At 49.2% G+C, this 12,126-nt stretch carries 13 protein-coding genes; 1 reads left to right on the forward strand and 12 read right to left on the reverse strand.

Going from position 1 to position 12,126, the window contains the following annotated elements:
* Positions 1–41: 41 nt before the first annotated feature.
* Genes yoaA through QLH52_RS03210 form a run of 3 tightly spaced genes read right to left on the reverse strand, consistent with a single transcriptional unit; the run spans position 42 to position 3,287 of the window.
* Positions 42–2,000: a DNA repair helicase YoaA gene (gene yoaA, locus QLH52_RS03200; RefSeq protein ID WP_319960523.1), complete on the reverse strand. Its 1,959-nt coding sequence runs from the start codon at positions 1,998–2,000 to the stop codon at positions 42–44.
* Positions 2,000–2,722 carry a tetratricopeptide repeat protein gene (locus tag QLH52_RS03205; RefSeq protein ID WP_205453868.1) on the reverse strand — a complete coding sequence of 241 codons (723 nt, stop codon included), beginning with the start codon at positions 2,720–2,722 and terminating at the stop codon, positions 2,000–2,002. The genes yoaA and QLH52_RS03205 overlap by 1 nt, the downstream gene beginning before the upstream one ends.
* Before the next feature lie 25 nt (positions 2,723–2,747).
* Entirely contained in the window at positions 2,748–3,287 is a 540-nt protein-coding gene (locus QLH52_RS03210) for a hypothetical protein (RefSeq protein ID WP_171694768.1), read from the reverse strand.
* 321 nt (positions 3,288–3,608) lie between these two features.
* On the opposite strand from QLH52_RS03210, the gene QLH52_RS03215 reads away from it, so the two are divergent.
* Positions 3,609–5,021 carry a PhoH family protein gene (locus QLH52_RS03215; RefSeq protein ID WP_033157479.1) on the forward strand — a complete coding sequence of 471 codons (1,413 nt, stop codon included), beginning with the start codon at positions 3,609–3,611 and terminating at the stop codon, positions 5,019–5,021.
* Between the two features lie 5 nt (positions 5,022–5,026).
* Here the strand turns inward: QLH52_RS03215 and QLH52_RS03220 are convergent, their stop codons facing one another.
* The 9 genes from QLH52_RS03220 to QLH52_RS03260 all read right to left on the reverse strand — a co-directional run bounded on the left by QLH52_RS03220 (position 5,027) and on the right by QLH52_RS03260 (position 12,088).
* Complete coding sequence (locus QLH52_RS03220) at positions 5,027–6,124, reverse strand: AI-2E family transporter (RefSeq protein ID WP_171694767.1); 1,098 nt, start codon at positions 6,122–6,124, stop codon at positions 5,027–5,029.
* A 72-nt stretch (positions 6,125–6,196) separates the two neighbouring features.
* Positions 6,197–6,496, reverse strand: coding sequence for an STAS domain-containing protein (locus tag QLH52_RS03225; RefSeq protein ID WP_033157434.1), 300 nt, complete (start codon positions 6,494–6,496; stop codon positions 6,197–6,199).
* Between the two features lie 44 nt (positions 6,497–6,540).
* Positions 6,541–7,743, reverse strand: a complete 1,203-nt coding sequence (locus QLH52_RS03230) for a methyl-accepting chemotaxis protein (RefSeq protein WP_319960524.1) — start codon at positions 7,741–7,743, stop codon at positions 6,541–6,543.
* Between the two features lie 4 nt (positions 7,744–7,747).
* Positions 7,748–8,809 (reverse strand): protein-glutamate methylesterase/protein-glutamine glutaminase, encoded by a 1,062-nt coding sequence (locus QLH52_RS03235; protein WP_033157432.1) that lies wholly within the window; start codon positions 8,807–8,809, stop codon positions 7,748–7,750.
* 9 nt (positions 8,810–8,818) lie between these two features.
* Complete coding sequence (gene cheD, locus QLH52_RS03240; protein WP_205453864.1) at positions 8,819–9,457, reverse strand: chemoreceptor glutamine deamidase CheD; 639 nt, start codon at positions 9,455–9,457, stop codon at positions 8,819–8,821.
* A complete protein-coding gene (locus QLH52_RS03245) occupies positions 9,454–10,290 on the reverse strand; it encodes a CheR family methyltransferase (RefSeq protein WP_171694765.1) in 837 nt (278 codons plus the stop codon). The genes cheD and QLH52_RS03245 overlap by 4 nt, the downstream gene beginning before the upstream one ends.
* A gap of 24 nt (positions 10,291–10,314) precedes the next feature.
* On the reverse strand, positions 10,315–10,824 hold the full coding sequence (locus QLH52_RS03250; RefSeq protein WP_319960525.1) for an STAS domain-containing protein: 510 nt from the start codon (positions 10,822–10,824) through the stop codon (positions 10,315–10,317).
* Positions 10,824–11,585 (reverse strand): ParA family protein, encoded by a 762-nt coding sequence (locus tag QLH52_RS03255; protein ID WP_033157429.1) that lies wholly within the window; start codon positions 11,583–11,585, stop codon positions 10,824–10,826. The genes QLH52_RS03250 and QLH52_RS03255 overlap by 1 nt, the downstream gene beginning before the upstream one ends.
* Complete coding sequence (locus tag QLH52_RS03260; protein ID WP_033157428.1) at positions 11,582–12,088, reverse strand: chemotaxis protein CheW; 507 nt, start codon at positions 12,086–12,088, stop codon at positions 11,582–11,584. The genes QLH52_RS03255 and QLH52_RS03260 overlap by 4 nt, the downstream gene beginning before the upstream one ends.
* Between the last annotated feature and the right edge of the window lie 38 nt (positions 12,089–12,126).

Raw genomic sequence — 12,126 nt, forward strand, 5'->3', positions numbered from 1 at the left:
GATGCCGGAAACGCTAACGCTTATTCCGGCCTACGCAATGTTCAATGTGATTCATCCAACGCAAAAAACCGCCGCACATCCTCGATCTCGCGGCTGCGCTTCATCGCCGGCACGCTATCCAGAAACATCTGGCCGTAGGAACGTTTTAATAATCTGGGATCGCAGACCATCAGCACGCCGCGGTCATTGACATCCCGAATCAAGCGGCCCACACCCTGGCGCAACATGATGATGGCGCTGGGCAGTTGATGCTCAAAAAACGGGTTGCGGCCCTGCTTTTCCATTGCATTCATCCGCGCTTTCAATACCGGATCGCCCGGCGATGCAAACGGCAGTTTGTCGATAATCACGCAAGATAAAGCATCGCCGCGCACGTCCACGCCTTCCCAGAAACTGGCAGTTGCTAACAATACCGCGTTGCCCAGTTCCTTGAACTGATCCAGCAATACGCCTTTAGATTTTGTCCCTTGTACCAGGATGGGATGGTCGAGCTTGCCTTCCAACAATTGCGCGGCGCGTTGCAAGGCGCGGTGACTGGTAAATAGGAAGAACGCCCTGCCCCGGCTGGCTTCCAGCACCGGCAAGGCGAAACCGACAATCTTATCGGTAAAATCGGGGTCACTGGGCTGCGGCAAACCTTTGGGGTGATAAAACAAGGCTTGATTTGGGTAATCGAACGGACTTTCCCAGCTCTGGCTGAGCGCACCGCTCAAGCCCAAATTCTTGGAAAAATGCACGAAGTTATTCGCAACACTCAGGGTTGCGGAGGTAAAAATCCACGTAGCTTTGTGCCGGGCCATGAAACCACGAAATTCCTTGGCAATATCCAGCGGCGTGCGGCTGAGCGTGAACGACTTGCTATAAGTCTCGTACCATTTAATCCACTGGCCGTCCTTGTCGTTAATCAGCGTTTCCAGTTGCGCGTCCAGCGCTTCAGCCCTATCGAAGCAGGATTCTAGACCTTTGCTGCGCACCGAGGCGCGCTCCAGTTGATCGGTTAGCCGGGCCAATTGCTTTTGCAAGGATTCCAACGCGCCGGCGATTTTGGGGTTGGTTTCGATGTCTTGCCAGTCGCCGCGGCGCAATTCCAGGCCAAACGCTAGGCGTAAATCCTTGACTTCGTGTTGCAGGTCCTCACAGGCGGTGCGCAAATCCGGCATGTCCTTGGCGTCGGTGAAATACTCGGCCAGGCTGTCGTCGGCCAAATCGACCAGTTGTTTGCCGCTAATCGTCACGCCCAAAAAATTGGAGGCGGTGTCGGCCAGTTGATGGGCTTCGTCGATAACGACGACTTCGGCATCCGGCAGCAATTCACCGAAGCCGGTTTCACGGATCGACCAATCTGCGCAGAGCAAATGATGATTGACCACCACGATCTCGGCTTCCTGGGCCTGCTTGCGGGCTTTGGTTAAAAAGCAATCGGCATAATCAGGGCAGTTCTGCCCCAGGCAGTTGTCGGTGGTGGAAGTGGCGTGAAACCAGATCGGATCGCCGTCATGCACGTCAGCCACTTCCGAGACATCGCCGGCCTTGGTGCGTTTCGACCAAGCCTTGATCTGCGCCAACGCCGCCGCGTCTTCCTGGCTGTAACCGAACGCGGAATTCAAAGCCTGTTCCAACCGGTAGGTGCACAAATAATTAGCGCGGCCTTTTAACAAGCTGGCTTTGAACGGCCGTCTGCTCAAGGCTTTGCGGATCACCGGCAAATCCTTGTTGAACAATTGATCTTGTAGATTTTTGGTGCCGGTGGAAACGATGACTTTCTTGCCGGACAGGATCGCAGGAATCAGATAGGCAAAGGTTTTGCCGGTACCGGTGCCGGCCTCGGCAATCAGGTTTTGCTGGGACTCGATGGCGTAGGCGATTTTTTCGGCCATCTCGATCTGCGCGGCGCGCGGCGAATAACCGCTGATAACCTCGGCTAAGGCGCCGCCGTCGCCAAAAACATCGGCCAATTTGCTGGCGGCACCGGCAAGCGCCGTCTTGGAACTGTCAACCACTAGCGACCGAAAAAGCTGTCCGCCTTGGCTTTAGCTTCTCTGGCCCCTTGGGCATTTTGCTGCATTTGCCGGGCTTCGGCGATCAACAACCAGCTTTTGCGTTTCAAATCCAGATCACCACCAGCCAGCAAAGCGGCCTTGCCGGCCAATTCTTCGGCAAGTTGCGGTTTATTTTGCTTGATTCTGAGCTGCGCCAGCTTGTAAGTCAGCGTGGGGTTGCGTGAATCGATGCGTAGCGCCCGTTCCATCACGACCACTGCAGCATCCAGGTCGCCACTATTACGGCTACGGTCTGACTCGCTAATTAAAGCTACTACAGCCGGCGGCGTGCCGCTGGGGATGCGCGCGTCTTCTATAACAAACCTTGGTGCCGGCGCAGTTGCTGTAGCCACCGCCGCAGGAGCGGGTGCCGCTAGAGCCGGACTGGCTGGCGCAGGCGGCGGAATATCGGCCGGCGGCATCAACGGCTCGGCACGAAAGGTCGGCAGATTCGGTTCATCTTTAAAGTTATTGCTGACACTTTCGATAGGATAGGTGGCGGTATCGGGACTAGACACCGGTTTTTTAGCCGTAGTTGCGGGAGCTTTGTTTGCCGCTGATTTTTTAGCCGGGGCTTTTTTGACCGGTACACTGCCGGCCACCGGTGGTTCTGAGCCAGGATTACTACACGCCGTTAATATCAGTAACAGAGGGCACAAAATTAACAGAGATTTTTTTTTCATTTACGATTTGAGTAGCCAAGTAAAATTAAAACAGTTCGATTTCATCGTCGTCGCTTTGCCGATTTGCTTGTTGAAACAAGGCTAGCGCTTCATCGACGCTTTTGCCCTGATGGATAGCATCAAACATCACTTTTTCAGACTCCATAGTGTACTGGTTGCGAATGCTTTCCTGAAACTTATACCATTCGGCAGGATTATATAACCTCTGCGGCGTATCGATGATGACCGACAAGCCTTTTAGATTGTTGGACACGTGTTGCAAGCATTGCTGCAGGCGATCATAAAACTGGAACGCCACAATCGCCGAATAGATTTTATCCTGGGTCGCCTCGCAATGCGCCAGAGCCTGGTCGCGGCTCTCGCTCTGCTGAAAACTACTCAGTAACTGATGAATATTTTTCATATCTTCAACCATACCGGTAAACGAGTCGGCCAAGGCTGAGACCGACTCATCACCGGCTTTCATGCTGCCCTCAACCTGAGCAACCGAAACGGTCAACAGCTTGATGGTTTCCCTAATCTGGCTCCAACCCAAGTCTGGCTGGCTTGATGGTGAAAGTGTCATAAATAACTATCCTAAAAATACCGATACAAATAAAGTTGTCGCGACATATGCGCCCTATTGTAACCGACTATACAAAAGCAATGACGACGGCTTAAGTATAGAGAAACTGGAGATTAGTCGATTATTGGCGCCGGTATTTTTAAAAAACCCGGAATTGACGGTGAAATCGCACTACTCTTTTGCATAGGGTAGCAACGCTTATCGGGCACAAGGCAAGCGATAGCTCGGTTGACGATAACTCTGCACTTGGAGTAGAAATACCTTTAGCGCAGCACCGGGTTTGCGTTGAAACCGCCTTTCCACGCTTTTTACAAGGATAATATGAATATTCAATCCGCCGGCAAAAAATTGTTCGTGTTGGACACCAACGTACTGATGCACGACCCAACGTCCATTTTTCGCTTTCAAGAACATAATGTTTTCATTCCGATGGTGGTGCTGGAGGAATTGGATCACGCCAAAAAAGGCTTATCCGACGTATCGCGCAACGTCCGCCAAGTTAGCCGGTTTTTGGACGAATTAATCCGCGATGCCGATCAACAAACCATCAACGCCGGGCTACCGCTGTCGCGCATCGATTATGCTCGGAACGGCGAGCGAGAATTCGACGGCCGTTTGTATTTTCAAACCCGGCAATTGTCGCATCTACTCCCTGCCGACCTACCTGGACAGATTGCCGATAATTCTATCCTGAGTATCGTATTGGCCTTGGGTAAGGAATACCCGGATGTGAATGTAATCCTAGTCTCCAAAGACATCAATATGCGCATCAAAGCAGCCGCGCTACAGATTACTGCCGAGGATTACCATAACGATCAAACCATCGAAGATATAGACCTGCTCTACACCGGCACGATGCCGCTGGACAGCGACTTCTGGGAGGAACACGGCGGCAAGATGGAATCGTGGCAGGAAAACGACCACACATACTACCGCGTGAATGGTCCGCTGGTGGCCGAATGGTATCCCAACCAATATCTGTATATGGAAGGCGAAGATAACTTCGAAGCCATTGTGAAAAGCCGCGAAGGCGACACGGCTGTATTGCAATTGGCCCGCGATTATCGGACCAAACACAATAGCATCTGGGGCATTTCCGCCAAAAACCGCGAGCAAAATTTTGCGTTGAATGCCCTGCTCGACCCAAACGTTGACTTCGTGACGTTAATAGGCTCTGCCGGCACCGGTAAAACCTTGCTGGCACTGGCAGCCGGCCTGTCTTTGACTCTGGAAAGCAAAGCCTATTTGGAAATTATCATGACACGGGAGACCATGCCGGTCGGCGAGGACATTGGCTTTTTACCGGGTACGGAAGAGGAAAAAATGGCGCCGTGGATGGGGGCGTTGATGGACAACCTGGAGTTGCTGGGCAGCCGCTCGGGCACGACCGAATGGGAACAAGGCGCGTCGCAAAACGTCATGATGAACCGGGTAAAAATTCGTTCGCTGAACTTTATGCGTGGCCGGACTTTTCTGAACCGCTACCTGATTATCGACGAGGCACAAAACCTGACGCCTAAACAGATGAAGACCTTGATTACCCGGGCAGGACCGGGGACAAAAATTATCTGCATCGGCAACCTGGCGCAAATCGATACGCCGTATCTAACGGCAACCAGCTCCGGTTTGACCTATGTGGTTGATCGTTTCAAATCTTGGCCGAATAGCGCCCATATTACTTTGCGGCGCGGCGAGCGTTCCCGCCTGGCGGATTTTGCATCCGATAATTTGTAAAGCCATCAAGCCGATGATTGACTGATCTCAGCCTTTGGCCACGCCATTAATACCGCTTTAACCAGCGTGGCCAAGGGTATCGCAAAAAATACCCCCCAAAAACCCCACAAGCCGCCAAAAAACAGGATGGCAACAATAATTGCAATAGGATGCAAATTCACGGCTTCAGAAAACAGCAGCGGCACCAATATGACACCATCCAGCGCCTGAATCACTGAATAGGCAATAAATACGTACATAAAATGATCACTGCCGCCCACGCCCCACTGCACGTAGGCTACCGCCAATACTGGAAAAGTGACTAATGTCGCGCCGACATAAGGAATCACCACAGACAAGCCCATCAGTACCGCAAGCAACATCGCATAATTCAAACCCAACAACCAGAAGACTATGTAACTGACCGCCCACAGGATAAACACTTCGAGAAATTTGCCTCTAACGTAATTGGCTATTTGCCTATCGACTTCATGCCACACTCGCAGGCTAAGACTGGTATCCCTTGGCAGAAACTGTACAAACCAGCCCAATAAAACCTGTTTATCTTTCAGAAAGAAAAACACCATCAACGGCACCAAAAACAAGTAAATGATCACCGCCACCAATCCGACAAACGATTGGGCGGAGCCGGAGATCAAATCCTGACCATACTTGAGCAAGTCTTGCTGAATGGAGAACATGATTTCGCGAATCCGGACTTCCGAAATCAGTTCCGGATGGCGTTCAGGGAAGCGCATGATTTCGGCTTGGGTACTGGAAACAATCTCCGGTATGTGTTGCACCAGTTGCACGGTTTGCTCGGACACTATCGGCACCAGCACGAACAACACAAAACCCAGCACAGCCATAAACGCAAAGAATACGAGATGCACCGAAATCAAACGACCGAGTTGACGCTGTTCGGCTTTAACCACCAGCCCTTCCAGTAGATACGCCAACACAATCGCCACAAAGACCGGCATCAGCAAATCCAGCAAGCCGTATATCAATAAAAAGCCGCCCAGCAAAACTATGGCTAGGGAAACAACTTGGGAATTGGGTAGAAATCGCTGGAAAAAATTTCTAATGAAATCGGAACTGGAAAAGTCAGTCTGCTGGTTCATGGATTGTTGGCGGCTACGCAAACCGTTGTCGGTTTGATCGCGCCATTAGGTTATATAAAAAAGCGGGATTGCTCAGGACAGTGTAAATAATTTATCAAAATTAGCGATTTCCAAAATTTTTTTAACTTCGGTACGCGAATTTTTAATCCGTATTGCCGACTTATCACCCGCCATCTTATCTCGCAGAACTAACAGCATGCCAAGGGCGGAGCTATCTAAGTATTCGGTACCGATCAAATCCACTTCTATCAACTTCACGCCACTTTCAACCAGCTTGGTGGCTTCGCGAAACTCGTTGTGCACGCCGAAATCGAACCGACCGCTTATTTTAATCGACAGCACTCCCGCATCAACACGTGCATCAATACCCATATTCTTTAACCTCACAAATTTTCATGTCATCTCTTACCTTTAGCCTAAAACAGATCCACATCGCCTTCCTCCATGGAAGATTGCGACACAATGTGCGATTTTCTGACTTGCCACTGTTGCTTCATGATTTTCAAGCGATCCGAGCCTTGCCGTAATTGGTCACGCCAGTCAGTGTCGCCACCGGTTTTAAATACCCCCAAACCTATACTGACCTCGTCGGATAGCGAACCGAAATGTTCTAAATTGAATTGTAAGTATTCAATCAATTGCCGGGCCATATCCTCAAATTGCAGACCTCTCACCGCATTACCCACATTGAACTCGATTTGATTGGTCAGTTGGGAAATTTCGCCGACATTGTTGGAGATATTGGCATTAATGATGGCGATATCATCCATCATCTTGTCGATACTGGCCTTGGAACTAATCGCCACGTTCATGTCTTTGGAGGCCATTATTTCGATCATGGTTTGCGCTTCGCGGATATTATCCTTGGAGGCCTTCACCACTCGCTTAATTTCCTCGCTGAACTTATCGGAGTTTTTTGAAAGATTCCGCACTTCTCCCGCAACCACTGCAAAGCCTCGACCGGCTTCTCCCGCCCTGGCTGCTTCTATGGCGGCATTCAGAGCCAACAAATTGGTTTGATCGGCAATCTTCTGCACATCGCCCAATAGTTTCTCGACATGAGCCATATGGCCCCCAACATCATTGATGACCGCGACCATTTCCATGCTCTGCTTACTGATTTGCAGAATATGGTCGATAAAAAACTGCAGGACATCATCGGTTTCCTGAGCAAAACTCGTGAAATTGAGAGTACTACGCCCTTTGTCGGTACTTCCTTCCAGATCAGCTACCAACGAATATACTATCGATGACTGCCCGGAGGTCAAACTAGCCAAGCTATTGAAGCTGCTGGACATCGTAGTCACCGCATCGGCAAGCATGGATTTGAGCTGTTCCAATTCCGCGCGAAAATAGGAGGCTTCTTGGTCGATACAATCTTTCAAATGCAGTAAATAGTCATCAATCGCGCGCACCAATTCGGCTTCGCTTAGACCCTTGCTGTTTGTCAAGGCTGACACTTGCGCACGTTGCGCACGAAATGCTTTGACCATCCACAACATGGTTGCGATGGGGGCGGCTAGCCAATAAACCAGCGCGTTGGACGAAAGCAACGGCAATAACAAAACTACCAGCGTGAATAAAACCAGAAGCGCGTTATCTTTTAGGAACTGCAACATATTTTCAATCCACCAGGGCCAGGATTTTTTCCGCTATTTTCCCCAAGGATAACACATGATGCGCGGCTCCCAGTTTGTAGGCCTCGCCGGGCATGCCCCAAACGATACTGGATGCTTCATCCTGCACTATGTTGACGGCCCCGGCCTCGCGCATCTCAAGCATGGCTCTGGCACCATCCGCCCCCATGCCCGTCAACATAACCCCAACCGCATTGCTACCCACATTCTCGGCAACTGATCGAAACAGGACATCCACGGAAGGCTTATGTCTGTTGACAGGTGGACCATCATCAAGGCGGCACGCATAACGAGCACCATCTCTCACAACCATTAAATGCTGATCACCTGGCGCTATATAGATATTTCCGGGCAATATCAGTTGCCCATCGCTAGCCACGCAAGCAGTCATCTCAGTGGCCTCGTTAACATGTTTGGCAAACGAAGCGCTGAAGGCGAGCGGTAAATGTTGGGTAATGACAATCGCCGGCGCCGTCCTGGGCAGGCTTTTTACCAGTTCCTTGACCGCTTCGGTGCCGCCCGTTGAAGAACCCAACGCCACGATTTTATGAGTCGTTTTGAAATGCTTTTTCATCGTACTGGCTGCATTCTCATTCACTGAATTAAGAGCTGGGACATTAACCCGATTGGTTTCCAAAGCTTTGACTTTTGCTTGAGCGGCCATCCTGATTTTACCGATAATCTCATCCGCATAGGCTCGTAAGCCATGGGAGACATCGATTTTTGGTTTTGCCACAAAGTCAACCGCACCGAGCGCTAACGCATCAAGGGTCACTTCGGCGCCTTTTTCGGTCAACGTTGAAATCATGACCACCGGCATCGGTCGTAAACGCATCAAATTACGTAAAAATGTCAGACCATCCATACGCGGCATTTCTACATCCAGTGTTAATACGTCGGGATTCAAGGCCTTTATTTTTTCCCGGGCAATAATCGGATCACTGGCCGTGCCGACGACTTCAATATCGCCTGCCTCATTAAAAATTTGCGTCAACATTTGGCGAATTAATGCCGAGTCGTCAACAATCAATAGCTTAATTTTTGTCATCCTGGTTTCCTAAAATAGCTCTACGCTACCTTCAACCGGTGCGTCCTTGATACTGGAACTATATTGCTTCTCGCGCAGGAAGATAGTTTGGTTGTGTAAATCTTTAATTTTTTTCATTCTGACCCGTCCGGTATGCGGAAAGAAATTCACCTTACGCGGATAAATATCGCCCAAATCATGAGAAACCAGATTCAACGCTTCAGTGTCCACATAGTCCAAAACGAATTGAATGTTTCTGGCCCCCACATCACCGAGGGTAGCAATGATTTTGCCGCCGCCGAACAGCTTAACTTCCAGGTTTTTACGCTTACCGCCATTTTGCAAAATAGCGTTGATCAAATGTTCCATCGCGTAATTGCCATAGCGAGAGGCATTGCCAACGACAGCTTCGTCCCTGGCATTCAAGCGACTTTTACTGGTCTCCGGCAACATGAAATGATTCATACCCCCCACGCCGGTCACCACATCCCTGATACAGGCTGCCACGCAAGAACCCAGCACAGTCGTAATCATTTCATCCTGTTTGGTGACGTAGTAATCACCGGGCATTAATTTTGCCGCCACTATTTGATTTTCTTGATCCCAATATCGATTGACGTTTTCGAAGCCGGCGATAAGCGGTCTTTCCACATGTCGCACATGACTCACTTAATCGACTTCCTGTAGATGGTGTTACCTATCAAACTGAATCCGGTATCGAGCTGATGCAAGGATTCTGAATGTCCAATGAATAAATATGAACCCTCTTCCAATAGGCCGCAGTAACGATTCGCTAACATCGCCTTGGTTTCCCGATCAAAATAGATCAAAACATTTCGGCAAAAAATAAAATCAAAATACCCTTTCAAGGGCCACTCCTGCATCAAATTCAATTGTTTAAACTCTATCAATTCTTTCAATTCCGGTTTAACTCGCACCTTGTTCGCTTGTCCACCCACACCTTTTTGAAACCAGCGTTTAAGGCGTTGCTCGGCTATTCCTGTCACGCGATCAGCCATGTAAATACCGGCTGCGGCGGTGGCCAAAACATTTGTATCAAGATCAGTAGCCAGAATATTGATGGTCCAATCAGCCGGAACGCTTTCCTTCAAGGTCATCGCCAAAGAATAAGGCTCCTCACCTGTTGAGCAACCTGCGGACCAAACTTTAATCTGTTTAGTCCCGGCATGTTTTTTAAGCAAGCCCGGTACAACCGTCTTGCTTAAATATTCAAAGTGGTGATTTTCGCGAAAAAAAGAAGTGAGGTTAGTGGTGACAGCATTAATAAATTCAGTAAACTCAGTATCCGGGTTGTTTTTCAAATAGTGACAATACTGTTTGAAGCTGGTGAAGCCCAGCATGCGGACCCGTTTCGACAACCTCGAATAAAACATATCGAATTTATCGTCCGGCACCAAGATTCCGGAATATTGGTTGGATATTTTCCTTAGAACGTCAAAATCTGCTTGGGTATATTCAAACTCGCGCGCTTTTTCTTTCATTTTGTATATTCGGGTAGTACCCCATCAAAAAAAGCCGGATGCAGCCTGATCAACTTCCAACATTTCGGCAATCCCCAACAACTCCGAGGCTTCAATAAACTTATCGGAAGGAAAATCGATAGAAACGGATTTCTGCAAGCCAATTGCGGTCTGCTTTAAAATCAATAACAGTTGCAAAGTGGCCGTATCTATCATCGTCACGCCGGAAGCGTCGATATCGATAGCCTCAAAATTGCTGAGCATCTGCGTTAAGCGCTGGTGGAGAGCCGAGACATTTTGAATATTCAGTACTGGATCCAATACCAAAACCGCTCGCTCACTTTGAGAGACGTATGGCTCAGAGGCGTCGGCCGGCGCTTGATCCAAGTCTGTCTCAAGGTTTGACGCTGTTTCTGTCGAGCTCGCAAGTTCTGTCGAACTGTCCGCTTCCGCTTCACTAGCTTGGGCTTTTTGTGAGTCGTGATTGAAATCTGATCGATGCATCCAGGCCAGAGGATCGTAACCGATCAAACTATCTTCATTTTGTTCCGCCATTACATCATCCTCCCTTCTAAAAAGTCTTCGGCAAGTGCCATAAAATCTCGTGCGGAACGGCAGCCCGGGCGATATTCAAAAATGGTTTTACCAAAACTAGGGCACTCTGCGAGTAAAGCCGTTTCCCGAATGGTGGTCGCCAAAATTTGCCCAGGGAAGTATTTTTGTATGACACTCAATACCTCCTTTGACATGCGTCTGGCCGGAATATACCTGGACATGACCAGGGAAAATTTGTAGGGCCTTTTCAAAGCACTTTCAAATTTCCTGATGGTTCCCACCAAATGCGACAAGCCTTGCAATGCCAAATAATCACTGGTCATCGGCACCAATATTTCATCGGCGGCAAACAAGGCATTGGCCACTAATACCCCGGAAGAAGGGGGACAATCGATAAAGATAAAATCTTCATCGCGATTGCCGTCAAGCAAAGCTCTGCGGAGCAGATCGCCACGTCTGGCTCCACCATCCGTCAATTGCTCAATTTCCTGCAATCTTGGACCGGCAACCACCAAATTCAGATTCTTTCTAACCGGAATTGATTGCTCCGCAAGACTCGCCCCTTCCAACAAAACCTTATCAATCCCACTTGTTTGCGTATCTACGGAACCTAGCGAAACGGCCAAATGACTCTGCGGATCAAAGTCTATCACTGTAATTTTCTTACCGAGTTTAGCTAGAGCGTGGGTCAAATTGACCGAAGTGGTGGTTTTTCCTACCCCGCCTTTCTGGTTAAGGACCGCTACAATCCTCGCGCTCATTTACCCTCGGCAATAGCAGCAAGCCCGGCAATACCGACAAACTCTTCCGGATTTAAAAGCTTATCGACATCCAATAACATCACCATATTTTTCTTGCCGACGAACATGCCGCGCATATATTGAGTATTGATTTTCGACCCCAAATTCGGCGCTTCTTTTATATCGGACAGCTTAATATCCAACACGTCGGATACGGCATCAGCGACGATGCCCATCACCGAAGTACCGGAAGCAGTATTGACACTCATCACAATAACGACCGTCACCGGGGTATATTCCACTTTTTGCATCTGAAAACGTTCGCGCAGATCGACAATCGGCACTATGGAACCGCGCAAATTTAACGCACCTTTTACAAAATCAGGGGTATTGGGAATTTTTCTAATGGGCTCCCAACCTCTAATTTCTTGGACTTTCAAAATTTCGATGCCATATGCCTCGCCTTCCAACTCGAAAGTCAGAAATTGCTCAACGTGCTGATTGGATTCTAAATCGGCTGTCATGGCGGCTATTCCCTATCTAATGGTTTGGTCAATCAAGC

Origin of the sequence: Methylomonas defluvii (assembly GCF_033949435.1) — a bacterium.
Classification (GTDB): Bacteria; Pseudomonadota; Gammaproteobacteria; order Methylococcales; family Methylomonadaceae; genus Methylomonas; species Methylomonas defluvii.